Source organism: Rathayibacter sp. VKM Ac-2804 (assembly GCF_009866655.1).
Taxonomy (GTDB): Bacteria; Actinomycetota; Actinomycetes; order Actinomycetales; family Microbacteriaceae; genus Rathayibacter.
The window spans coordinates 1973020-1996457 of sequence record NZ_CP047420.1; the positions used below are offsets into that span (position 1 = coordinate 1973020).

Here is a 23438-nt window from a genome sequence, read left to right on the forward strand (position 1 = left end):
GGTTCCGCGGCACGACGGAGACCGTCGAGTACCGTAGGGAGCGTTTTCGAGCGGAGCGAGGCGGCCGGGTGTACCTGAAGAGCCTGACCCTCAAGGGGTTCAAGTCCTTCGCGCAGCCGACCACGTTCGCCTTCGAGCCCGGGGTCACCTGCGTGGTCGGGCCCAACGGCTCGGGCAAGAGCAACGTCGTCGACGCGCTCGCGTGGGTGATGGGGGAGCAGGGCGCGAAGACCCTCCGCGGCGGCAAGATGGAGGACGTCATCTTCGCCGGCACCTCCACCCGCGGCCCGCTCGGCCGCGCGGAGGTCGCGCTCACCATCGACAACACCGACGGCGCGCTGCCGATCGAGTACACCGAGGTGACGATCAAGCGCACCCTGTTTCGCAACGGCGGCAGCGAGTACGCGATCAACGGCCGCGCCTGCCGGCTCCTCGACGTGCAGGAGCTGCTGAGCGACTCCGGTCTCGGCCGCGAGATGCACGTGATCGTCGGCCAGGGCCAGCTCGACGCCGTCCTGCACGCGACCCCGGAGGAGCGCCGCGGCTTCATCGAGGAGGCGGCCGGCATCCTCAAGCACCGCCGCCGCAAGGAGAAGACCCTCCGCAAGCTCGACGGGATGCAGGCGAACCTCACCCGCCTCTCCGACCTCGCCGGCGAGATCCGCCGCCAGCTCAAGCCGCTCGGCCGCCAGGCCGAGGTCGCCCGGCAGGCGCAGACCATCGCCGCGGTCGTCCGCGACGCCCGCGCGCGCCTGCTCGCCGACGACGTCGTCACCCTCCGCACCGCGCTCGACGGCTTCGCGCGGACGGAGAGCGAGCGGCACAGCGAGCGCCTCGTGCTGCAGGAGCGGCTCGAGCAGAGCACTCTGCGGACCGCCCGGATCGAGTCCGAGATGGTCGGCGACGCCGTCGACGACGCCCGGCGCACCACCTTCGAGCTGGAGTCCGTCCAGGAGCGGCTGCGCAATCTGGCGGCGCTCGCCGGGCAGCGCCTCGCCCTGCTCGAGGCGGAGTCGGAGCAGCCCGCGGTGCAGCCGCGCGTCACGGCACCCATGGTCGAGGAGGCGCGCGCCGAGCTGGAGCGCCTCCGCGTCGCCGTGCTCGACGCCGAGACCGCGTGGACCGACTCCCAGAAGGCGACGGTCCGCGCCCGCGGCGCCCTGGACGCGACCGACGAGGAGATCGCGGCGCAGTCGGCGCTGGTCTCCCGGCACGACCTCGAGCTGTCCAAGCTCACCGGCCAGGCCGACACCGCGGCCTCCCGCCTGGCGGCCGTCCGCGGCGAGGTGCTCCGTGCGCAGAACACCCTCGACTCCGCCGTGCAGCGCCGCGAGGCCGCTCAGCGCCAGCTCGACGCGCTGGAGGACGAGATCGGCGAGGCGGGCGGCGGCACCGACGGCACGCTCGACGAGGGCTACGAGCTCGCCCAGTCCGCCGTCTTCGAGGCCGAGGGCGAGATCGAGCGGCTCCGCGAGGAGCTGCACGCTCTCGAGCGCGAGCGCGACGGCCTCGCCGCCCGCCGCAGCGCCCTCTCGCTCGCCCTCGACGTCTCCGACGGCTCCGCCGAGCTGATCGCCACCCGCTTGGACGGGATCCGCGGCCGCGTCGCCGAGCGCATCCAGGTCCGCCCCGGCTACGAGGCGGCGATCGCGGCGGCCCTCGGCGCTGCCGCCGACTCCGTGCTCGCCGACTCGCAGCCGCAGGCCGAGGCCGCACTCGACGAGGCGATCCGCCGCGAGCTCGGCCGGGTCGAGCTGCTGATCGGCGACGCCGCCCGCCCCGCCCTCGCGATCGAGGTGCCGGAGGGGGCGATTCGCGCCCGCGACCTGGTCACCGGACCCGACGGCGTCCTCGCCCTGCTCGAGCAGGTCGTCGTCGTCGACGACCTCGACGCCGCCCGCCGGCTCTGGCCCGCTCTGGCCGGCGGCGAGCACCCCGTCACCGTCGTCACCCGCGACGGCGCCTCGATCTCGGACGCCGTGCTCAGCGGCGGAGCGGGCGGGCAGCGCAGCCGCCTCGAGCTGGTCTCCGAGCGCGACGCGGCCGCGAGCCGGCTGGAGGAGATCGAGGGCCGGATCGATCGCCTCCGCTTCGACCTCGCCGAGCAGACCGGCGCCCTGCGCGCCGCCAAGGACCAGTCGCGCCTCGCCCTCGCGGCGCTGCGGGAGCACGACGCCGCCCGCGCCGCCCACACCGAGCGGCTCGGCCGGGTGCGCGCGCAGCTCGAGGGCGCCACCGCGGAGCTCGGCCGCGGCGAGAAGGCCCTGACCATCGCGACGGAGCGGGTCGGCGACGCCGAGGCCGCGGCGCAGAAGGCGAAGGGCGAGCTGGACGTCGCCCGCTCGCGCCCCCGGCCGGTCCTCGACGTCAGCGCGCGCGACGCGCTCCAGCGCGAGGTCGACGCGGCCCGCGAGCGCGAGATCGAGGCGCGCCTCGGCGTCGAGACCGCCAACGAGCGCGTCCGGGCCGAGCAGTCCCGCGGCGAGTCGCTCGAGCGCCAGCTCGCGGCCGACCGCGCGGCCGCCGACGAGGCCGCCCGCCGCGCGGTGATCCGCCGCCGCCAGCACGACGCCGCGGCCGACGTGACCGGCGCGACCCCCGCCGTGCTCGCCTCCGTCGACCGCTCGGTGCAGCAGTCGCGCGCCGAGCTGCTGCGCGCCGAGACCGCCCGCTCGCAGCAGAACGAGGAGCTGCAGGCGCTGCGCCGCGAGGAGGGCGTCCTCCGCGACCGGCTGCAGAGCGTCACCGAGAGCGTGCACGGCCTCGAGCTGCAGATCTACGAGAAGCGCCTGCAGCTCACCGGGCTGCTCGAGCGCGCCGGCTCCGAGCTCGGCCTGGTGGAGGACGTGCTGGTCGCCGAGTACGGCCCCGAGGTCGCGGTCCCCGACGAGACCGACGCGGAGGCGCCCGCGCGCCCGTTCCTCCGAGACGAGCAGCGCCGCCGCCTGGACAAGGCCGAGAAGCAGCTCGGCCAGCTCGGCCGGGTGAACCCGCTCGCCCTCGAGGAGTTCGCGGCACTCGAGCAGCGGCACGTCTTCCTCACCGAGCAGCTGACCGACCTGACGAACACCCGGCGCGACCTGCTGACCATCATCGAGGAGCTCGACGAGACCATGCAGACGGTCTTCGCCTCGGCCTTCGACGACACCCAGGCCGCCTTCGCGGACGTCTTCCCGGTGCTCTTCCCCGGCGGCACCGGCAGTATCCGGCTCACCGATCCGGAGAACCTGCTCACCACCGGCATCGAGGTCGCGGTGCGCCCGGCCGGCAAGAAGATCGAGCGGCTGTCGCTGCTCTCGGGCGGGGAGCGCTCGCTCGCCGCGGTGGCCTTCATGGTCGCGATCTTCAAGTCGCGGCCGAGCCCGTTCTACATCATGGACGAGGTGGAGGCGGCGCTCGACGACGCGAACCTCGGCCGCCTGCTCAGCATCTTCCAGGACCTCCGCACCTCGAGCCAGCTGATCGTGATCACGCACCAGAAGCGCACGATGGAGATCGCCGACGCCCTGTACGGAGTCTCGATGCGCCAGGACGGGGTCTCCGCCGTGGTCGGTCAGCGCGTGGAGGCGCCGGCGGTCTGACACCCGCGTCCGATTCGCAGGCGATGCCGGCCGGCAGGCCCATCCTGCCGCAGGTGCAGGCGCCGCGAAGGGCGGATCGCCTGCAGATCGGACGTCCACCCGCCGGTAGCCTGGGCGCATGGCAGAACGCAGCTCCTGGTCGCTCGGTCGCGCACTCCGCGGCCTGTTCGAGAAGCGCACGATCGACGAGCAGACCTGGGACGACCTCGAGACCGCCCTGATCACCGCCGACTTCGGGCCCGACATCACTGAGGAGATGGTGGAGGACCTCCGCGCCAAGGTCGCCCGCTACAACACGACCGACCCGCGCGACCTCCAGCGGATGCTCCGCGAGTCGCTCGAGGAGCGCCTCTCCAAGTACGACACGACCCTGAAGCTCAGCGAGCGGCCGGCCGTGATCCTGGTCGTCGGCGTCAACGGCGTCGGCAAGACCACGACCATCGGCAAGTTCGCGAAGTTCCTCCGCAACTTCGATCGGAGCGTCGTGGTCGGCGCCGCCGACACCTTCCGCGCCGCCGCGGTCGACCAGCTCGCCACCTGGGCGCAGCGCGCCGACGCGCAGATCGTCCGCCCGCAGCAGGAGCGCCAGGACCCGGCCTCCGTCGCCTACCAGACCGTCGAGTACGCGAAGACCCACGGCATCGAGATGGTCATCATCGACACCGCCGGGCGCCTGCACACCAAGGGCGGCCTGATGGACGAGCTCGGCAAGATCAAGCGCGTCGTCGAGAAGCAGGCGCCGATCTCCGAGATCCTGCTCGTCCTCGACGCGACCACCGGTCAGAACGGCCTGATGCAGGCCCAGGCCTTCATCGAGCACGCCGGCGTCACCGGCCTCGTCATCACCAAGCTCGACGGCTCGGCCAAGGGCGGCTTCGTCCTCGCCGTCCAGGAGAAGACCGGCATCCCCATCAAGCTCGTCGGCCAGGGCGAGGGCATCAACGACCTCACCGGCTTCACCCCCCACGTCTTCGCCGCCCAGCTCGTCGCCTGACCCGGGGGAGCCCTCCCCCCTCCGCGAGATGCCACTTGTGCACGCGACACGCCGCGAAAAGCGAGCACAACTGGCATCTCGCGGGGTGAGTCAGAGGCGTCGGGTCCGAAGTGCCTCGGCCAAGGGCAGGAGCTCCTCGTCGAGGATCTCGACGATCAGCTCGGGCTGGATGCGGAAGTACTCGTGGATGATCACGTTGCGGAGCCCCGCGATGGCCGCCCAGGGAACGCCGTCGAACTCGGCCAGAGCAGAATCGGGGAGTGCGCGCACGGCCTCTCCGATCACGGCGAGATTGCGCAGGACCGCGTCCAGAGCCATCCCGGCCATCGCGGTGTCGGCGCCGCTGAGGTAGGGCCGGTACTCGATGCAGCGGTCGATCGCCGCGCGGATGTCCGAGAAGCGGTCCTCGGGCGATCTGCTCACAGGGCGACCATGTCGCGGTGCGCTGTCTCCGAGACGGGTCTGCGGAGCAGCGACTCCGTCACCACGTCCACCCGCACCCCGAGGATGCGGCTGATCTCCTCGCCGATCCCCGCGACCCGCAGCAGGGTGTTGCCCCTGCCCTTCTCGAGGTCGACGAACAGATCGATGTCGCTGTCCGGACGGGCATCGCCGCGAGCGACGGAGCCGAAGAGCCGCGGGTCGCGCGCTCCGTACCGGGCGAGGACCTCGTCCACTGCGGCGCGATGCGTCTCCAGCGCTCGGCGCAGGAGGACTGCTCGCGCCGTGGCCGTGGACATGCGTCCAGGATACGAGGCGGGGTCACCCACCGCTGCCCCTCCTTGCGAGATGCCACTTGTGCACGCGACACGCCGTGAAAGGCGTGCACAAGTGGCATCTCGCGGAGGAGGCGGCCGGTCAGACCGCCTGGGAGAAAGTGAGCGCGGCGTCGGCCAGATGGCGGAGGTGCTCGGGGACCGGCAGGCCCTTCGACTCCATCGAGCGGGCCCAGAGGCGGCCGGCGCGGTAGGAGGAGCGGACGAGCGGGCCGGACAGCACGCCGAGGAAGCCGATGTCCTCCGCCTCCTCCTTGATCGCGACGAACTCCTCCGGGTGCACCCAGCGGTCCACCGGCAGGTGCCGCGGAGTCGGGCGGAGGTACTGCGTGATCGTCACGATGTCGGTGCCCGCGTCGTGCAGGTCCTGCAGCGCCTGCGAGATCTCCTCGCGCTCCTCGCCCATGCCGAGGATGAGGTTCGACTTCGTGATCAGCCCCGCGTCGCGCCCCTGGGTCAGCACGTCGAGCGAGCGCTCGTAGCGGAAGGCCGGCCTGATCCGCTTGAAGATGCGCGGCACCGTCTCGACGTTGTGCGCGAAGACCTCGGGCCGGGCGTCGAACACCCGCCGCAGGTGCTCCGCTCGCCCGGTGAAGTCGGGCACCAGGATCTCCACGCCCGTCCCCGGCGCCTGAGCGTGGATCTGCCGGATGGTCTCGGCGTAGAGCCAGGAGCCCTCGTCCGGCAGGTCGTCGCGGGCCACCCCGGTGACGGTCGCGTAGCGCAGCTTCATCCGCGCCACCGACTCGCCGACCCGGCGCGGCTCGTCGGCGTCGTAATCGGCCGGCTTGCCGGTGTCGATCTGGCAGAAGTCGCAGCGCCGCGTGCACTGCGAGCCGCCGATCAGGAAGGTCGCCTCGCGGTCCTCCCAGCACTCGAAGATGTTCGGGCAGCCCGCCTCCTGGCAGACCGTGTGCAGCTCCTCGTCCTTCACCAGGGACTGCAGCTGCCGGTACTCCGGTCCCATCACGGCCTTCGTCTTGATCCACTCGGGCTTGCGCTCGATCGGCGTCTCGGCGTTGCGCACCTCGAGGCGCAGCAGCTTCCGGCCGCCGGTCTCGGCGCTCACGCGGCGACCCCCGCGACGACGTCGACGACCGCGAAGGCGGGTGCCGCCTCCCGGAACCGCGCCTCGACCCGGTCCCGCACCGACTCCATCGACGGCGCCTCGCCGCGCTCGCGCTCGACGGTGGTGACCCCGGCGTCGGCGATGCCGCACGCGATGACGCGGGAGTAGGGCTCCAGGCTGTTCGACACGTTCAGCGCGAAGCCGTGCATGGTCACGCCGTGCGCCACACGGATGCCGATCGCCGCGATCTTGTCGGCGCCGTCGCCGCGGCGGATCCAGACGCCCGAGCGTCCCTCGATCCGCACCCCGGCGACGCCGAGATCGTCGAGCACGTCGATCAGGACGCCCTCGAGCGAGCGGACGTAGGCGACCACGTCGACGGGCTCCCGCAGCCGCACGATCGGGTAGCCGACGAGCTGACCCGGGCCGTGCCAGGTGAGCCGGCCGCCCCGGTCGACGTCGACGACGGGGGAGCCGTCGACCGGCCGCTCGTGCGGCTCGGTGCGCTTGCCGGCGGTGTAGACGGACGCGTGCTCGCAGAGCACCAGCACGCCGGGCCGCGCTCCCGCGACCACCTCGCTGTGCAGCCGGCGCTGCAGCTCCCAGCCGTCGCGGTAGTCCAGGGGATCCGCGGAGTCGCCCGCGAGCAGTGTCTCGATCACGCGGCCACCCTAGACGACTTCCTGCACTCGGTACGGTTAATCGCGCACGGGCGTCGTCGTCCGACGTCCGGAATGGCTCCGGTAGAATTCCCGGCATCATGGCTACTTTCGGCACCCTCTCCGATCGACTCGTCGAGACCTTCAAGAACCTGCGCACGAAGGGCAAGCTCTCGGCCTCGGACGTCGACGGCACCGTCCGCGAGATCCGGCGCGCGCTGCTCGACGCCGACGTCGCGCTCGACGTCGTCAAGGCGTTCACCGGCAAGGTCCGCGAGCGCGCCCTCGGCGACGAGGTGAACAAGGCGCTGAATCCCGCGCAGCAGGTCGTGCAGATCGTCAACGAGGAGCTCGTCGCGATCCTCGGCGGCCAGTCGCGCCGCCTCGAGTTCGCCAAGCGCCCGCCGACGGTCATCATGCTCGCCGGCCTCCAGGGCGCGGGAAAGACGACCCTCGCCGGCAAGCTCGGCAAGTACCTCGGCAAGGACGGCCACACCCCGCTGCTCGTCGCGGCCGACCTCCAGCGCCCCAACGCCGTGCAGCAGCTGCAGGTCGTCGGCGAGCAGGCCGGCGTCGCGGTGTACGCCCCGGAGCCCGGCAACGGCGTCGGCAACCCGGTGAAGGTCGCGCAGAACGCGATCCGCTTCGCCACCGACAAGCAGTACGACACCGTCATCATCGACACCGCCGGTCGCCTCGGCGTCGATGCCGACATGATGAAGCAGGCCTCCGACATCCGCCGTGTGACGAACCCGGACGAGGTCCTCTTCGTCATCGACGCGATGATCGGCCAGGACGCGGTCGCCACCGCGAAGGCCTTCCAGGAGGGCGTCGACTTCACCGGCGTCGTCCTCTCCAAGCTCGACGGCGACGCCCGCGGCGGCGCGGCCCTGTCGGTCGCCTCGCTCACCGGCCGCCCGATCCTCTTCGCCTCCACCGGTGAGGGCCTCGACGACTTCGAGCAGTTCCACCCGGACCGCATGGCGAGCCGCATCCTCGACCTCGGTGACGTCCTCACGCTCATCGAGCAGGCGCAGAGCGCGTTCGACGAGGACGAGGCGCGCAAGATCGCCGAGAAGATCATGGGGGACACGTTCACCCTCGACGACTTCCTCGGCCAGATGCAGCAGCTGCGCAACATGGGCTCGATCAAGAAGATGATCGGCATGCTCCCCGGTGCCAAGGGCATGCGCGAGCAGCTCGACCAGTTCGACGAGCGCGAGATCGTCCGCACCGAGGCGATCATCCAGTCGATGACCAAGGCCGAGCGGGTGAACCCGAAGCTGCTCAACGGCTCGCGGCGCCTGCGCATCGCGCGCGGATCCGGCATGACCGTGACCGACGTCAACCAGCTCGTCCTCCGCTTCGACCAGGCCGCGAAGATGATGAAGACCGTCGCCAAGGGCGGCGTGCCGAACGTCCCCGGCATGGGCCCCGTGCCCGGCGCCGGCTACCAGGGCCGCCCGAAGCCGCAGAAGAAGAAGAGCAGCAAGTCGGGCAACCCGGCCAAGCGCGCGGCCGAGAACGCCGCGATCTCCTCCGGCCCGCAATCCACGAACGCGGGCGGTTCGGGCTTCGGCCTCGGCGGCGGCGCGGGTGCGGGCGCGCAGCCCACTCCGGAGGAGCTGGAGCAGCTGCAGAAGCTCCTCGGCCGATGAGGAGCGTGCGCGCCGGTCTCGCGGTCGCCGCGGCGGCCGCACTGGCCCTCGGGCTGGCCGGCTGCTCCGAGGGCTCGGGAGTCGACGCCGCGTCGGCCCCGTCGCCGGACGAGCTCGTCGGCCGCTGGGTCACCGGAGTCTCCTACGAGTCCCCGGAGGTCCCGTTCCTGCTCCTCGCCGAGGACGGCACCTGGACCGGCTCGGACGGCTGCAACGGCGTGCAGGGCGAGTGGTCGATCGACGGCGAGGGCGCGCTGACCGTCGACGCCGGCCCCAGCACGATGATCGCCTGCGACGGCGTCGCCCTCCCGATGATCTTCGCCGACGCGATGACGGCCTCGATCGACGGCGGCCGCCTCCGCCTCTTCGACGCCGACGGCGCCACCACCGTCAAGCTCGCCCGCTCCACCAGCGACGACGCCCCCACCGCGTCCCCCGACCCGGCCGGCGAGTAGCCGCCCCTTCTGCATGCTGACGGCCTCGCCCCGTGCTGGCCGGGCATTCCGGCTTCCATGCTGGTCGAGCAGCCCCGCAGGGGCGTATCGAGACCTGCCGTCGCCGTGCGGTGGCCTCGCTGCGCTCTCGTCCCGATCACGTGGATCTCGATACGCCCGCTGCGCGGCCTACTCGATCAGCATGCTCCCGCGACTCCCGGACCGCCCGTCGCGAGGTCTAGCGTGAAGGCATGACAACCGCTTCTCCGCGCCCCGTCCGCATCGGCGTCCAGATCGCTCCGCAGCACGTCTCCTACGAGGTCATCCGCGACACGCTCGCCGAGCTCGAGGACATCGGCGTCGACATCGCCTTCAACTGGGACCACTTCTACCCGCTCTCCGGCGAGCCCGACGGCCTGCACTTCGAGGGCTGGAGCATGCTCGCCGCCTGGGCCGAGCAGACCAGCCGCATCGAGTTCGGCCCGCTCGTCACCTGCAACAGCTACCGCAACCCCGATCTGCTCGCCGACATGGCCCGCACCGTCGACCACATCAGCGCGAAGGGCGCCGAGGGCCGCCTGATCTTCGGCATCGGCTCCGGCTGGTTCGAGCGCGACTACCAGGAGTACGGCTACGACTTCGGGACCGCCGGCTCGCGCCTGGACGAGCTGTCTGAGGCGATGCCGCGCATCCGCGCCCGCTGGGACAAGCTGAACCCGCAGCCCACCCGCGACATCCCCGTGATGATCGGCGGCGGCGGCGAGAAGAAGACCCTCCGCATCGTCGCGGAGCACGCCGACATCTGGCACAGCTTCTCCGACGTCCCCACCCTCGAGCGCAAGCTCGGCGTCCTCGCCGACTGGTGCGGCCGCGTCGACCGCGACATCGACGCCATCGAGATCTCGACGGGCGCGAGCGTCCGCGGGGGAGTCGGCGACGCCTCGTTCGGCGTGCTCGACCAGCAGTTCGATCTCGGCGCCCGCCTGTTCACGCTCGGCATCACCGGCCCGGACATCGACCTCCAGCCGGTGCGCGACCTGCTGTCCTGGCGCGACGGCAAGAACAGCACCACCCGCTGAGCGGATCCCCGGGGTCAGTCGGGCGCGTCCGTCGCCCGCTGATCGCCGGGGATCGCCTGCGCGAGCCCGGCCTTCTCCGCCGCCAGCACGAAGGCGTCCGCGAGCGCGGCCTGGCCCTGGGCTGTCGGATGCACGCCGTCCTCGGCGAGCAGCCCGTCGGGCCGCAGCGGATCCGGATACTCCAGCGCGAAACCGCCCGCCGCGTCCACCGCGTCCACGAGCGCCGCGTCGTACGCGTCCAGGTCCTCGGGACGCGGATCCGGACCCCACACCGAGTCGAGCGCGATCAGCTGCGCCGAGGGGGAGGCCTGGGCGATCGCCTGCACGGCCGGGCCCATCGCGTCCGCGACCTCCTCGGGCGTCCAGCCGAGGTCGTTGCTGCTGGCGATCAGCACGATCGCATCGGGCCGTGTGTCGGCGATCTCCTCGGCCCGGTCGCCGATCGCCACTCCGCAGTCGCCCGGCTCGATGAAGCCGCCGCCGTCGCAGCCCAGGTTGTCCACGGTCCAGCCGAGGTCGTCGCCGACGAGCGCGGGCCAGGCCTGCCCGGGGTCGAGCCCCAGGCCGCGGACGATGCTGTCGCCCACGATCGTCACCCGCGCGCCGGCGGGAAGCGTGCCGCCGAGGGCGAGGGGTGCGGAGTCGGACAGCGGATCCGGGGTCGGCGTCGGGAGGGCCGCTGCGGTCGCCGTGGCCGACGTCGGGGCGCCGTCTCCTCCGGCCGGGGACCCGCTGGCACTCGAGCACCCGGCCAGGGCGAGCGCTCCCGCACCGAGCAGCATCACGCTCGCGACGAGCCGGCGCGTCATGCCCGCGGGTCCTTGAGCCCGTCGCGCAGCTCGCCCGCGAGCGCGCGGACCACGGCCTTCAGATCGCCGTCGTTCTCCGACGCGGTGCGCAGCTGGCGCTGGTAGCTCGCCCCGGCGACGAGGATCAGCTCGACGTCGGCGAGCTCCGCGGCGCAGTCGAGGCGCTCCGCCACCGGTGCGAGGGTCGTCAGCAGATCGCGGATGTCGTCGGTGACGAGCCGCTCGTTCCCGGCCGCGTCGAGGATGATCTCGGCGTCGAGTCCGTAGCGGGCGGCGCGCCACTTGTTCTCCCGGACGTACCAGGGCTGCATCGTGGCGAGCGTGCCGCCCTCGTCGAGCTGGGTCGACAGGTGCTCGACCAGGCACTGGATGAGCGCGGCGACCGCTCCGATCTCCTCCGGCGAGGACAGCCCGTCGCAGGCGCGCATCTCGATCGTGCCCCACTGCGGGGAGGGGCGGATGTCCCAGCGGACCTCGGTGTGATCGTCGATGACGCCGGTGCGCATCATGTCGTCGACGTACTCCTCGTAGTTCGCCCAGGCGCCGAACTGCGGCGGCAGACCCGCGGTGGGCAGCTGCTGGAACATCAGCGCGCGGTTCGAGGCGTAGCCGGTGTCGACGCCGCCCCAGAACGGGCTCGACGCCGAGAGGGCCTGCAGATGCGGGTAGTAGTCGAGCAGCGAGTTGAGGATGGTGAGGACCTTGTCGCGGTCCTCGATCCCCACGTGCACGTGGATGCCCCAGATCATCATGTTGCGGCCCCACCACTGCGTGCGGTCGATGAGCCGGTGGTAGCGCTCCTTGTCGGTGATGGTCTGGTCGTACCACTGCGCGAAGGGGTGCGAGCCGGAGCAGACGAGGTCCAGGCCCATCGGGTCGGTGATCTCGCGCACCTGGCGCAGCTGGTCCTGCAGATCGGCGACGGCGTCGCGGACGGTGCGGTGCACTCCGGAGACCAGCTCGACCGTGTTCTTCAGCAGCTCGCCGGTGATCCGCGGGTGCGGCGACCCGTCCTCGCCGCGGAGCGCCTCGAGCACGACGTCGGCGACGTTGGCGAGATCGCCCGTCTGCCGGTCGACGATGGCGACCTCCCACTCGATCCCGAGGGTGGAGCGGTCGGATTCGGCGAAGGTGATCTCCATGACGGCGTCCTCGTCAGTCGGGCGTCCACCGGGGCGGGACGCGCCCCCACATCCTCGCATCAGAGACCGGAGCGGACGCCGAGTGACGGGTGTCCGTGTCGGCGCCGCAGGGCGCGGGTTTTTCTGGCAGAATGATCCGTCGGGTCCGAGGCGGTCGACCCTCTACTCACCGCCGAAGAAACCCCCTCGAGCTTCCGGCCGGGTGTGCCCCCACGCTCACGGCTCAGTTCATCCATCATCGACCTCACGGTCAACGACCACACAGGAGAATTGTGGCTGTCAAGATTCGTCTGAAGCGCCTCGGCAAGATCCGAGCGCCCTACTACCGCATCGTCGTCGCCGACTCGCGCACCAAGCGCGACGGCCGCGTGATCGAGGAGATCGGTCAGTACCACCCGACCGAGCAGCCCTCGTTCATCAAGGTCGACTCGGAGCGCGCGCAGTACTGGCTCGGAGTCGGCGCGCAGCCGACCGAGCAGGTCGCCGCGATCCTCAAGCTGACCGGCGACTGGGGCCGCTTCAAGGGCGACGCCGACGCCGTCAGCACCGTCCAGGTGAAGGAGCCCAAGGCTCCGTTCGTCGTCGACGCGAAGAAGAAGCCGGTTCTCAAGCCGAAGTCCGAGGCTCCCGCCAAGGCCACCGCGCCCGAGGCGCCCGCCGCCGACGAAGCCTCCACCGAGGCGTAGTCCGTGCTCGCTCCCGCCGTCGAACACCTCGTCAAGGGGATCGTCGAGAACCCCGATGAGGTCAAGGTCGTGGCTACGAGCTCCCCGCGCGGAGAGGTCCTCGAGGTGCGCGTGCACCCCGAGGACCTCGGCCGCGTGATCGGACGTTCCGGTCGCACCGCCAAGGCCGTCCGCACCCTCGTCGCTGCCCTCGCCGACGGGCGACGCGTGCGCGTCGACGTCGTCGACACCGACAAGTAGGGTGGCGACCCCCGCAGCGGGCACGACGCAGCTCCGCGTCGCCCGACTCACCAAGGCCCACGGGCTCAAGGGCGCGATCAAGCTCGAGCTCTACACCGACGAGCCCGACAAGCGCTTCACCCCCGGTGCCTCCTTCACCCTCCAGGTGCCCCGCACCTCCGAGTGGCACGGCAAGAAGCTCGAACTCGTCGAGCTGCGCTGGTACAACAGCCACCCCGTCGCCTTCTTCAAGGGCATCGCCGACCGCGACGCCGCCGAGACCCTCCTCAAGGCGATCCTCTGGATCGACGAGGCGGTGCAGACCGAGCCCGGCGACGACGACTCCTGGTACGACTACCAGCTGGTCGGCATGTCCGTCGTCCGCGACGGCCGCGAGGTGGGCACGGTCCGCCGCGTCGACCACTTCCCCGCGCAGGACCTCCTCATCGTCGGCACGCCGTCGGGCGAGGTGATGGTCCCGTTCGTGAACGCGATCGTGCCGTCCGTCGACCCCGTCGCCGGCGTCGTCACCGTCACGCCGCCGATCGGCCTCTTCGAGGAGGCTCCCGAGGAGGAGCCCGCCGAGGTGGACCTCAGCGGCGTCGACCTCTCCGACCCCGAGCTGGCCGCGGCCGCCCCGGTCGAGGAGGAGGACGACGCCGTCGACGCTGATCCGGCTGACGCGTCCGCTCCGGCCGCGGACGACGACTCCGCCGACGCCGCGACCCCGGACTCCCAGGAGGAGCCGCGGTCGTGAGGATCGACATCGTCACGATCTTCCCGGAGTTCTTCGGCGTCCTCGACATCAGCCTGCTCGGGCGCGCGCGCCAGAGCGGGCTGATCGAGCTCGGCGTGCACGATCTCCGCTCGTTCACCCACGACCGGCACCGCACCGTCGACGACACGCCCTACGGCGGCGGCGCCGGCATGGTGATGCGGCCGGAGCCGTGGGGCGAGGCGTTCGACACGATCCTCGATGCGGCCGCGGACCCGCTGGTGATCTTCCCCTCGCCCGCCGGCGAGGTCTTCACCCAGGCCACCGCGCGCGAGCTCGCGCAGGAGTCGTCCCTCGTCTTCGGCTGCGGCCGCTACGAGGGCATCGACCAGCGCGTCGTCGACCACACGGCCGAGCGCGCCCGTGTGCGGATGATCAGCCTCGGCGACTACGTCCTCAACGGGGGAGAGGTCGCCGTGATGGCGATGATCGAGGCCGTCGGCCGCCTCGTCCCCGGTGTCGTCGGCAACCCGGCGAGCCTGGTCGAGGAGAGCCACTCCGACGGCCTGCTCGAGTACCCCAGCTACACCAAGCCCGCCTCCTGGCGCGGCCTCGACGTCCCGCCGGTGCTGCTCAGCGGCAACCACGGAGCGATCGCCGCCTGGCGCCACGAGCAGAGCGTCGAGCGCACCCGCCGCGTCCGCCCGGAGCTCCTGCCCTGACCGCCCCTCGCGAGATGCCACTTGCGCACGCCTTCCACGGCGTGTCGCGTACCCAAGTGGCATCTCGCCACTGCGTGCCACGGTCCGATCTCGCGAGATGCCACTTGTGCACACCTTCTGCGGCGTGTCGCGCTCATAAGTGGCATCTCGCGAAGGGGGTCAGGGCTCCCGGGCCAGGGTGAGGTGGCGTTCGCGGAGGGCGAGGAAGAGAGGGAAGGCGAAGGCCAGCGCGACCAGCGGCGCGAGTACCACGAGGATCCAGACCTGCTTCATGCCGATGCGGCGCCCCTCGGCGATCATGAAGGCGACGGCGGCGATCGCCACCACGAGCAGATCCGTCGTGATCGACGAGACCGCCGGTCCGCCGCCCGCGAGGTCGCCGAGGAAGTCGACGCTCTCCAGCACGGCGCGGACGTTGTACGTCCAGGTGCCGACGAGGCCGGCGACGGCGAGCAGCAGGTAGATCACTGCGGGCGGCGTCCAGCCGCGGCGCAGCCGGCTCATCGCGCGACCTCGACGGAGGCGCGGCGGACGGCGACGACCGCCGCGAGGACCAGGACGACCGTCACCGCGCCGCCGACGGCGAGGGTGAGCGCATCCGGAGCCACGATCGACTGCCCGCGCAGCGCCTGCCAGCAGGTCAGCGCGACGACGGCGGCCCAGGCGAGCGCCGCGAGCGCGACGAGCCGGAATCGGAGGGTCGCGTCGCCGAGCAGCCGCACCCGCGACGCCGGCCAGCCGAGCGCGACGGCCAGCAGCGGCAGCCCCTGCAGCGCGTGCATCCCGAGGAAGTGCGGGATCCGCAGATCTCCGCCCGTGGTGCTCCAGCCGAGCAGCGGCAGACCCGCACCGCCGTCGTCCACGCCGACCGCGTGCGCGCCGACGACCCCCTGGTAGTCGGAGAGCTGCGACGCGGTCGGCCCGGTCATCAGGAACGCGAGCGCCATCCCGACCAGTCCGATCACGAGCCCGGCGCGGACCGCGAGGGTGAGGGCGGGATCGCCCAGCGGCACCCGCGCCAGGAGCGCGGCGAGCACCAGGGTGACCAGCCAGACGACGACGATCGAGACCGCCATCGCCGCCCACAGCGCCGAGTGCAGCGGCGTCGTCACGTTGAAGTGGCTCGTGACGCCGACCGCGGCGGCCCCGCCGATGACGACCATCTCGATCGCGAGCCCGGCGACCGCGACGCTGCCGAGGAGCCGCGCGAGGCGACGGCGGCGCTCGGGGACGAGACCGATCAGCCAGGCGAGGGTCAGCGCGTACACCGCGATGGAGAGGCAGAACTTCAGCGGCTTCCCCCAGAGCGGCTGGCCGCCGAGCTCGCGCGGGTCGACGAGCAGAAGGACGAAGCAGGCCAGGACGCCGACGGCCATCGCCGCGGCGAGGACGAGGAGCGGGCGGTGCGGCCGGCCGGGGGTCGCGGCGGCCCGCTCCGGGCGCTGGATCGTGGCGGTCATCGCGCCACCTCGGCGATCTCTCGCGCCGCGGCGTGCTCGGAGGCGGACACCGAGTCCTGCCGCTCCCCGAATCTCCGCTGCGTCTCCCGGGCCTGGGCGACGCGGCGCATCGACTGCAGCACGACGTCGCCGAGGGCCGTGCCGACCGCCGCGATCGACGTCTGCTCGCTCACGCTGCTGCGCGCCTCGAGCTCGTCCAGGTCCGCGCTCGCGACGATCTCTGCCGCCCGGGCGTAGGCGGCGAGCCAGGACGGCGTCATCCCGCCCCCGGAGAGCTCGAGGGCGTCGAGGGCTCGGGCCGCCGTCCGCACCGCCGGGTGCTCGCAGTAGTCGTCGCCGACCACCGACCGCACCCGCTCGAGTGCGTCGTCCGAGGCGACGGCCTCGGAGTCGACGTTCGCGGAGACGACGTCCTGCGCCACCTCGAACGCGACCGCCGGGGGAGCGCCCTCGTCCAGCACGGCCGTGATCCGCTTCGCTCCCGCGATGCCGACTCCGCCGCTCTCGATCAGCGCGCGGAGCAGGCGGAGCCGGGCGAGGTGCTCGTCGCCGTAGTCGGAGCGCTGCGGCCCGGACGCCCTGCCCGGTGGCAGCAGACCCTCGCGGATGTAGTACTTGATCGTGGGCAGGCTGACACCGCTGAGGCGGCTGAGCTCCGAGACTCGCATGCGGATAGTATCGCTATCGGATACTGCTGCTGTCCAGTGATCAGTCCAAGAACGTCCCGGGTCGCGGTCAGGCGCGGAGGGAGGTCAGTCCCGCGCGGAGAGGACGATGTTGCCGGTCTCCGTGATGGCGATGGTGTGCTCCATGTGCGCGCCGCGCGAGCCGTCGCGGCTGCGGAGGGTCCAGCCGTCCTTGTCGGTGTAGATCTCGTCGGTGCTCTGCAGGAACCACGGCTCGATCGCGACGACGAGGCCCGGGCGCAGCGGGTAGCCGCGGCCGGCGCGGCCGTCGTTCGCGATGTGCGGGTCGCCGTGCATGGTGCGGCCGACGCCGTGACCGCCGAAGTCGGTGTTGATGCTGAGGCCCTCGGCGCGGGCGACCGCGGCGATGGCGGCGGAGATGTCGCCGATCTTCTTGCCGGGCTGCGCGGCGGCGATGCCGGCCTCGAGCGCGCGGGTGGTGGTGTCGACCAGCTTCAGGTCCTCGGGGCGCGGCGTGCCGACGGCGACGGTGATCGCGGAGTCGGCGACCCAGCCGTCGACGGAGGCGGCGAAGTCGAGGGTCAGCAGGTCGCCGTCGCGCAGGCGGTAGTCGAAGGGGAGTCCGTGCAGCACGGCGTCGTTGACCGACGTGCAGATCACCTTGCCGAACGGGCTGGCGCCGAACGAGGGGTGGTAGTCGATGTAGCAGGACTCGGCGCCGGCCGAGCGGATCATGTCGTGCGCGAGGCGGTCGAGCTCGAGCAGGTTGACGCCCACGGCGGCCGCGGCGGACGTCGCCTTCAGCACCTCGGCGACGAAGCGGCCGGCCGGGCGCATCTCCTCGATCTCGGCGGGTGTGCGCAGCTCGATCATGCTGATCCTCTCGGTGGTCGCTGAGGCGTTCTTCAGCGGTCGTGGGTACCGTCGGTGCATGCGCACGAGACGGGCTTTCGGTTCCTGGCTGTACCCGGCGGCGGTCGTCCTGCCGCTCTGGATCCTCCTGGGGTACGGACTCTTCGGAGGATCGAGCGGCTGGACCGTGCTCGGCCTGGTCATCGCCCTCCCTATTCTGGCGGTCGGCCTGGCCGTCGTCGCGAGCATCGTGGCGTTTCGGGTCACCGTCCGCCCCTCGCGGACACCCGCCTGGGGCGACGTGGCGGCGCTCGGCGCCTGGCACGCCTCGCTGATCGCCTTCGGCTTCTTCCCTCCGGGCGCGTGGGCGCTCGGCCTGCTGTCGGTCCTGCTGGGCGTCCTCGCCTTCACGCACTCCGTCTGGCGCTTCTTCACGGATGCCCGCGCGACGCTCCTCGCCTTCGCCGCGGCCGCCGAGGTGCAGGCCCAGGGCGGCCCGCAGCCCCAGCCCGTGACGGACGAGCGCTTCGACCCGGACCGCCCCCAGGACGGCCAGACGATCGTCCTCTGAGGGGACCGTGCCGGAACGCGGCTTCCACTCCTCGCACGTTGTCGTAGTGGACGTCCGAGTACGACAACTTCTGCGTTCTTCCGCTGGACCTGCGCGACCCCGCGTCGCCGCTCTCCAGAAGTTGTCGTGGCGGGCGCCCCGGTACGACAACTTCTGCGGAGTTGCGCTCGCGCACCCGTCCTCTAGACCTCGACCGGCCGGTCGCTTTGACGCACGCTCCGGCGCCATGGCAGAATGGGCGCTTGTGCCTCGCGCAGGCTCTGCCACAGGGGAGCCGCGACGACGTGGGCACGACCGACTTCCATCAACGAAACGGTGTTCGACCTGTGGCGGGCACGGAGAGCGATACAGCATGCACATCCTCGACTCACTCGATGCGGCGTCACTCCGCACCGACATCCCTGAGTTCCGCGCCGGCGACACCGTCAAGGTGCACGTCAACATCGTCGAGGGCACCCGCTCGCGCATCCAGATCTTCCAGGGCGTCGTCATCGGCCGCTCGAACGAAGGCGTCCGCGAGACCTTCACGGTCCGCAAGGTCAGCTTCCAGGTCGGCGTCGAGCGCACCTTCCCGGTCCACTCCCCGGTGATCGACCACATCGAGGTCGTCACCCGCGGTGACGTGCGTCGCGCGAAGCTCTACTACCTCCGCAACCTCCGCGGCAAGAAGGCGAAGATCAAGGAGAAGCGCGACTCCTGAGCGGCGTCCGCACAGCGATTCCCGGACCCCGGCCCATCTATGATGGACCGGGGTCCGACCCTTTTCCGGGGCGGTACGACCCGGTGATCCACAGATCGGCGCTGCACCGCGCGGGTCGACCACAGTAGGGGCCACGGCACGCGATGACAGACAGCACGGCCCCCGTGACCCTCCCGCACGAGGGCGGCCGTCACTCCGCCGATTCCGACGGTGACGACCGTCCCCGCCGTCGTCGCCGCGGCGTGCTTCTCTTCCTCCGCGACGTGCTGATCATCGTCGTGGTCGCCGTACTGGTGTCGTTCCTGGTCAAGACGTTCCTCATCCGCTCGTTCTACATCCCGTCCTCCTCGATGGAGCAGACGCTGGTCGAGAACGACCGCATCCTCGTGAACGAGCTGGTCCCCGGCGTCGTCCCGATCTCCCGCGGCGACGTGGTCGTCTTCCGCGATCCGGGCGGCTGGCTCTCGCCGACCACCGAGCCCGAGGTCCCCGCGTTCCAGGCCGCCATCGACTCGGCCCTCGCGCTCGTCGGCCTCACCGCGCCCGACAGCAACGACCACCTGATCAAGAGGGTCATCGGCCTGCCGGGCGACCACGTCACCTGCTGCACCCCGCTCGGCCAGGTCGAGATCAACGGCAACCCGATCTCGGAGCCCTACGTGAAGCTCCCCGAGGGCGTCCAGGCGGTCTCGGCCACCCCGTTCGACGTGGTCGTGCCCGAGGGCTCGCTCTGGGTGATGGGCGACAACCGCTACAACTCCGCCGACTCCCGCTACAACACCGACAAGCCCGGCAACGGCTTCGTGCCGATCGACAACGTCGTCGGCCGCGCGATCCTGGTCACCTGGCCGGTGCAGCAGTGGGCCTGGCTGGACGACTACCCGTCGGTGTTCCGCGGCGTCGACACCGAGGCGTCCGAGGAGCAGTCGGAGGACGACCGGGCCAGCGCGGGCGGTCGCTAGGTGGCCGTCGCCGATCCGGACCTCCGCGAGGAGCGCCGGCTGTTCCGTCAGGGCTACGAGAGCGTCATCGGCTGCGACGAGGTCGGCCGCGGCGCGATCGCCGGACCCGTTTCGGTCGGCGTCGTCGCGATCGGCTCGCGCTGCGGCCGCTTCCCGGAGGGCCTGCGCGACTCGAAGATGCTCGCCCCTGCGCGTCGTGAGGGGCTGCTGCCCGGCGTCGTGAAGTGGGCGTCCGGCTGGGCGATCGGCGAGTCCTCCGCCGACGAGATCGACGACACCGGGATCATCGCCGGCCTCGGCAGCGCCGCCGCGCGCGGCATCGAGCGCCTCGTCGACCAGGGCGTCGAGCTGTCGCGTGCCGTCGTCCTGCTGGACGGCAAGCACGACTGGTTGACCCCCGCGCTCGGCCCGTGGGCGGCGGAGCTGACCATCGTCACCCGGATCAAGGCCGACCGCGACTGCGCCTCCGTCTCGGCCGCGTCCGTGCTGGCGAAGGTCGGCCGCGACGGCCAGATGGTGCGCCATCACGACGACTTCGCCGACTACGCCTGGGACAGCAACAAGGGCTACGGCAGCGCGGCGCACTGGGCGGGCCTCGACCGTGTCGGGCCGTCGCCGCTGCACCGGGTGACCTGGCTGTCGCGCTCGCGCGAGGCGGAGGCGGACGCCGTCTCTGCCCAGGGCGGTCCCGACGCGGGGTCGTGTCGCGTAGAATTGGCGAACGATGGATGACGACGAGTTCGAGGACTACGACCGCGAGGTCGAGCTGGCACTGTACCGGGAGTACCGCGACGTCGTCTCGCAGTTCTCGTACGTCGTCGAGACCGAGCGGCGCTTCTACCTCGCCAACGAGGTGGAGCTGGTCCGCCGCGACACCGAGCACGACTTCTACTTCGAGCTGACCATGCGCGACGTCTGGGTCTGGGACGTCTACCGCTCCGACCGCTTCGTGAAGTCCGTCCGCGTCCTCACCTTCAAGGACGTCAACGTCGAGGAGCTCTCCCGCAAGGAGTTCGAGCTCCCGAAGGAGCTCGCCCTCGACGAGTAGGGCCTCCGGCTCGTGCTCGCGGCGCTGAGGAGCGCTTCCAGCGCATACTTCCCCCTGCCGAGGAGCGCTTGCAGCGCACCGTTCTCCGGCTGGGGAGCGCTTGCCGCGCACCCTTCCCTCCGCTGATCGAGTAGCGGCGGCGATCATCGAAACTTCGCAGACGGACGTCGCTGACGGCTCTTCCTTCGCGACGCCGCCGGCACCACCCATGCTGGTCGAGTAGCCGCCGAAGGCGGCGTGACGAGACCCACCCTCACAAGGGGCCGGCAGCGGCTGGTCTCACGATTCCGGCATGCATCACGCACCGCCCGGCCTTCATGCTGGTCGAGTAGCCGCCGCAGGCGGCGTATCGAGACCCACTGTCGACGGACGATCCCGCGCCGATCGACGCCGCCGGGCCCGCCCTCCACATCTCCTGATTTCCCGCTCCCTCCCCAGTTCTACCGCCGCCCGCCCCGTGCCGCCTCTCCCTCAGCGACCCTTCCCCCGGGAGGTTCTGCATCGACAAGGACGAGTTGGGCCGTCGTGGCGAGGACATCGCTGCGGCGCACCTGAGGGAGCGCGGTTTCGAGATCCTCGACCGCAACTGGCGGGTGCGCGAGGGGGAGTTGGACATCGTGGCGCGGGAGGGTGCGGCGTTGGTGGTGGTGGAGGTGAAGACGCGGTCCTCGACGCGGTTCGGGTTGCCGATCGAGGCGATCACGCGGGTGAAGGCGCAGCGGCTGCGCCGGTTGGCGTATGCGTGGGCGCGGGCGCACGACGAGCGGTCGCGGCATCTGCGGATCGACGCGGTCGGGATCGTCGCGCCGGAGGGTGTGCCGTCGCAGGTGCGGCACGTGCGGGCGGTGGCGTGATGGGGCTGGGGCGGACGTCCGCGGTCGGTCTGGTCGGCTTCACCGGTGCGGTGGTGGGGGTGGAGGCGCACTCGGCGGACGGCACTCCGGGGATGGTGATCATCGGGTTGCCGGATGCGGCGCTGTCGCAGGCGAAGGAGCGGGTGCGGTCCGCGGCGATCAACTCGGGGAGTGGGATCGCGGAGTACAAGATGACGGTGAACCTGTCGCCGGCGGCGATGCCCAAGCACGGGTCCGCGTTCGATTTCGCGATCGGGCTCGCGGCGCTGGCGGCGCTGGGGGAGGTGAACCGCGAGTCGGTCGCGGCGGTCGTGCACATCGGCGAGCTCGGGCTCGACGGGCGACTGCAATCGGTGCCGGGCGTGCTGCCCGCGGTGCTCGCCGCCGCGCGGGCGGGCCGATACAGGGTGATGGTGCCCGAGGACGACCGTCTCGAGGCGGAGCTGGTGGACGGGGTGGACGTCATCCCGGTGTCGTCCCTGGCGGCGGCCGCGGTCTGGCACGGGGCGGAGTGGGACGTGCCGGTCCTGCCGGAGCGCACTGCTGCGCCTCCTGCCGTTCGTGAGCCGGAGTCGCGCCTCGATTTCGCGGACGTGATCGGCAACGAGGAGGCGGCGTCCGCGATGGTCGCCGCGGCGGCGGGCGGGCACCACGTGTTCCTGCTCGGGCCGCCCGGAGCCGGGAAGACGATGCTCGCGTCACGCCTGCCCGGGATCCTGCCGGATCTCGACGACGAAGCGGCGCTCGAGGCGACCTGCATGCGCTCCCTCGTCGGGGAGCACACCGGCGGGACACTGGTGAGGCGTCCGCCGTTCGAGAGCCCGCACCACTCCGCCTCCGCCGCCGCGATCGTCGGTGGGGGCAGTGGGAGGATCCGACCGGGAGCCGTCGCACGCGCGACCCGCGGCGTCCTCTTCCTGGACGAGGCGTGAAGTTGCAAAGTACACCACGTGCTGTCGGAGGTCGATGGAAGGATCAGACACATGCAGACCGCCGTAGAGCCGACGTTCGAAGAAATCCTGTCCGCATGGTCGACCTTCGGAACCGCCGTTGTGGCCTTCCTCGCGCTGGTCGCTGCGCTGTGGGTCGGAATCCGTCAGCTCAGCGCCGCAGCCAAGCTCGATCGCGAGCGGTCTCAGCCCTACGTTGTCGTGTCGATGGAGGCCGTACCCGGCACTCCGGGCTTCATGGATCTGGTCATTCGCAACTACGGGCAGACGCTCGCGCGCAACGTCCGCTTCAAGACGGACACGGATCTGCAGTCTAGTAACCACGGTGATCCCGAGACCTTGATGTTCCCGCAGCTCATCCCAGTGCTTGCTCCTGGTCAGGAGTTCCGTACGTTCTGGGACGTCTCACGCGACCGTCTTCACTTCAACTTGCCGCGGCGCCACGACGGTCGGGTTTCGTACGAAGGCATCGGAGGCGACAAGCTCAAGACGGACGTCGTGCTCGACTGGGACGTCTACATGCACCAGAGCGCGATCGCTAGACGTGGCGTGCACGACATCGCCGAAGCCCTCCGCGACATAAAACGAAACACCGATTGGTGGACCGACCAAGAGCACCGCGGTTTCCGTGTGTTTGGGCGCAGCGGCGAGCGCGCTGATGCAGCGGTCGAGAAGCGGTGGCGTAAGGGCAAGAAGGAACGCCGCAGTCGACGAGCGAGCTAGCGAGCGGCCACAGGGAGTTCTTCGTGGTCTCGTACCGACACCATTGCTGCAACCGAAGTGATAACGGCTTGATCCTCAACCACTAACGGAACGCCGCTCGCTTGAGTGGATTCGTTGACGTAATTGGT

At 71.3% G+C, this 23438-nt stretch carries 27 protein-coding genes; 17 read left to right on the forward strand and 10 right to left on the reverse strand.

Translation table 11 applies throughout. The features are described 5' to 3' along the window. The first annotated feature begins 68 nt into the window (after positions 1-68). Positions 69-3581, forward strand: a complete 3513-nt coding sequence (gene smc / locus GTU73_RS09295; RefSeq protein ID WP_160088870.1) for a chromosome segregation protein SMC — start codon at positions 69-71, stop codon at positions 3579-3581. A gap of 118 nt (positions 3582-3699) precedes the next feature. After that, a complete protein-coding gene (ftsY, locus tag GTU73_RS09300) occupies positions 3700-4575 on the forward strand; it encodes a signal recognition particle-docking protein FtsY (RefSeq protein WP_123445706.1) in 876 nt (291 codons plus the stop codon). 90 nt (positions 4576-4665) lie between these two features. Here the strand turns inward: ftsY and GTU73_RS09305 are convergent, their stop codons facing one another. The 4 genes from GTU73_RS09305 to lipB form a co-directional block, all read right to left on the reverse strand. Continuing rightward, positions 4666-4998, reverse strand: coding sequence for a HepT-like ribonuclease domain-containing protein (locus GTU73_RS09305; RefSeq protein ID WP_160088872.1), 333 nt, complete (start codon positions 4996-4998; stop codon positions 4666-4668). After that, positions 4995-5315 carry a nucleotidyltransferase domain-containing protein gene (locus GTU73_RS09310; protein ID WP_160088874.1) on the reverse strand — a complete coding sequence of 107 codons (321 nt, stop codon included), beginning with the start codon at positions 5313-5315 and terminating at the stop codon, positions 4995-4997. Before GTU73_RS09310 ends, GTU73_RS09305 begins: the two co-directional genes overlap by 4 nt. Before the next feature lie 118 nt (positions 5316-5433). After that, on the reverse strand, positions 5434-6420 hold the full coding sequence (gene lipA, locus GTU73_RS09315; protein ID WP_208543758.1) for a lipoyl synthase: 987 nt from the start codon (positions 6418-6420) through the stop codon (positions 5434-5436). Beyond that, complete coding sequence (lipB, locus tag GTU73_RS09320; protein WP_160088876.1) at positions 6417-7082, reverse strand: lipoyl(octanoyl) transferase LipB; 666 nt, start codon at positions 7080-7082, stop codon at positions 6417-6419. The genes lipA and lipB overlap by 4 nt, the downstream gene beginning before the upstream one ends. Positions 7083-7180: 98 nt before the next feature. On the opposite strand from lipB, the gene ffh reads away from it, so the two are divergent. The 3 genes from ffh to GTU73_RS09335 all read left to right on the forward strand — a co-directional run bounded on the left by ffh (position 7181) and on the right by GTU73_RS09335 (position 10250). Continuing rightward, the gene (gene ffh / locus GTU73_RS09325) at positions 7181-8737 is read left to right on the forward strand and encodes a signal recognition particle protein (RefSeq protein WP_160088878.1); all 1557 of its coding nucleotides are present in this window, start codon (positions 7181-7183) and stop codon (positions 8735-8737) included. Next, positions 8734-9192, forward strand: a complete 459-nt coding sequence (locus GTU73_RS09330) for an META domain-containing protein (RefSeq protein WP_160088880.1) — start codon at positions 8734-8736, stop codon at positions 9190-9192. Before ffh ends, GTU73_RS09330 begins: the two co-directional genes overlap by 4 nt. Positions 9193-9422: 230 nt before the next feature. Continuing rightward, positions 9423-10250, forward strand: coding sequence for an LLM class F420-dependent oxidoreductase (locus GTU73_RS09335; RefSeq protein ID WP_160088882.1), 828 nt, complete (start codon positions 9423-9425; stop codon positions 10248-10250). A gap of 14 nt (positions 10251-10264) precedes the next feature. Here GTU73_RS09335 and GTU73_RS09340 read toward each other — a convergent pair whose 3' ends face one another. Both GTU73_RS09340 and GTU73_RS09345 read right to left on the reverse strand, forming a co-directional pair. Continuing rightward, complete coding sequence (locus GTU73_RS09340; RefSeq protein ID WP_160088884.1) at positions 10265-11059, reverse strand: SGNH/GDSL hydrolase family protein; 795 nt, start codon at positions 11057-11059, stop codon at positions 10265-10267. After that, positions 11056-12201: a glutamate--cysteine ligase gene (locus GTU73_RS09345; RefSeq protein WP_160088886.1), complete on the reverse strand. Its 1146-nt coding sequence runs from the start codon at positions 12199-12201 to the stop codon at positions 11056-11058. Before GTU73_RS09345 ends, GTU73_RS09340 begins: the two co-directional genes overlap by 4 nt. A 272-nt stretch (positions 12202-12473) precedes the next feature. Here GTU73_RS09345 and rpsP point away from each other — a divergent pair, with 272 nt between their 5' ends. From rpsP to trmD, 4 genes are read left to right on the forward strand one after another with little or no spacing between them, the layout of a single operon-like run. Further along, positions 12474-12887, forward strand: a complete 414-nt coding sequence (gene rpsP, locus GTU73_RS09350) for a 30S ribosomal protein S16 (protein WP_123445713.1) — start codon at positions 12474-12476, stop codon at positions 12885-12887. 3 nt (positions 12888-12890) lie between these two features. After that, complete coding sequence (locus tag GTU73_RS09355) at positions 12891-13127, forward strand: RNA-binding protein (RefSeq protein WP_123445714.1); 237 nt, start codon at positions 12891-12893, stop codon at positions 13125-13127. 1 nt (position 13128) lies between these two features. Next, on the forward strand, positions 13129-13863 hold the full coding sequence (gene rimM / locus GTU73_RS09360; RefSeq protein WP_160088888.1) for a ribosome maturation factor RimM: 735 nt from the start codon (positions 13129-13131) through the stop codon (positions 13861-13863). Continuing rightward, entirely contained in the window at positions 13860-14543 is a 684-nt protein-coding gene (trmD, locus tag GTU73_RS09365; RefSeq protein WP_160088890.1) for a tRNA (guanosine(37)-N1)-methyltransferase TrmD, read from the forward strand. Before rimM ends, trmD begins: the two co-directional genes overlap by 4 nt. A 159-nt stretch (positions 14544-14702) precedes the next feature. On the opposite strand, the gene GTU73_RS09370 is transcribed toward trmD, so the two are convergent. The 4 genes from GTU73_RS09370 to map form a co-directional block, all read right to left on the reverse strand. Next, positions 14703-15047, reverse strand: coding sequence for a DUF2834 domain-containing protein (locus GTU73_RS09370; RefSeq protein ID WP_160088891.1), 345 nt, complete (start codon positions 15045-15047; stop codon positions 14703-14705). Continuing rightward, entirely contained in the window at positions 15044-16003 is a 960-nt protein-coding gene (locus GTU73_RS09375) for a hypothetical protein (protein ID WP_160088892.1), read from the reverse strand. Before GTU73_RS09375 ends, GTU73_RS09370 begins: the two co-directional genes overlap by 4 nt. Beyond that, positions 16000-16671 carry a MerR family transcriptional regulator gene (locus GTU73_RS09380; RefSeq protein WP_160088893.1) on the reverse strand — a complete coding sequence of 224 codons (672 nt, stop codon included), beginning with the start codon at positions 16669-16671 and terminating at the stop codon, positions 16000-16002. Before GTU73_RS09380 ends, GTU73_RS09375 begins: the two co-directional genes overlap by 4 nt. Before the next feature lie 84 nt (positions 16672-16755). Continuing rightward, on the reverse strand, positions 16756-17523 hold the full coding sequence (map, locus tag GTU73_RS09385) for a type I methionyl aminopeptidase (protein ID WP_123445720.1): 768 nt from the start codon (positions 17521-17523) through the stop codon (positions 16756-16758). Between the two features lie 58 nt (positions 17524-17581). On the opposite strand from map, the gene GTU73_RS09390 reads away from it, so the two are divergent. From GTU73_RS09390 to GTU73_RS09425, 8 genes are all read left to right on the forward strand, one after another. Continuing rightward, positions 17582-18073: a hypothetical protein gene (locus tag GTU73_RS09390; protein WP_160088894.1), complete on the forward strand. Its 492-nt coding sequence runs from the start codon at positions 17582-17584 to the stop codon at positions 18071-18073. A 352-nt stretch (positions 18074-18425) separates the two neighbouring features. After that, complete coding sequence (rplS, locus tag GTU73_RS09395; protein ID WP_123445722.1) at positions 18426-18773, forward strand: 50S ribosomal protein L19; 348 nt, start codon at positions 18426-18428, stop codon at positions 18771-18773. Between the two features lie 143 nt (positions 18774-18916). Further along, positions 18917-19735 carry a signal peptidase I gene (lepB, locus tag GTU73_RS09400; RefSeq protein ID WP_160088895.1) on the forward strand — a complete coding sequence of 273 codons (819 nt, stop codon included), beginning with the start codon at positions 18917-18919 and terminating at the stop codon, positions 19733-19735. Continuing rightward, positions 19736-20467: a ribonuclease HII gene (locus tag GTU73_RS09405; RefSeq protein WP_160088896.1), complete on the forward strand. Its 732-nt coding sequence runs from the start codon at positions 19736-19738 to the stop codon at positions 20465-20467. After that, positions 20460-20783: a DUF2469 family protein gene (locus GTU73_RS09410; RefSeq protein WP_160088897.1), complete on the forward strand. Its 324-nt coding sequence runs from the start codon at positions 20460-20462 to the stop codon at positions 20781-20783. Before GTU73_RS09405 ends, GTU73_RS09410 begins: the two co-directional genes overlap by 8 nt. 515 nt (positions 20784-21298) lie before the next feature. After that, positions 21299-21637 carry a YraN family protein gene (locus GTU73_RS09415; RefSeq protein ID WP_244231833.1) on the forward strand — a complete coding sequence of 113 codons (339 nt, stop codon included), beginning with the start codon at positions 21299-21301 and terminating at the stop codon, positions 21635-21637. Further along, on the forward strand, positions 21637-22569 hold the full coding sequence (locus tag GTU73_RS09420) for an ATP-binding protein (RefSeq protein ID WP_160088898.1): 933 nt from the start codon (positions 21637-21639) through the stop codon (positions 22567-22569). The genes GTU73_RS09415 and GTU73_RS09420 overlap by 1 nt, the downstream gene beginning before the upstream one ends. Positions 22570-22620: 51 nt before the next feature. Beyond that, positions 22621-23310 (forward strand): hypothetical protein, encoded by a 690-nt coding sequence (locus GTU73_RS09425; protein ID WP_160088899.1) that lies wholly within the window; start codon positions 22621-22623, stop codon positions 23308-23310. Positions 23311-23438 lie beyond the last annotated feature (128 nt).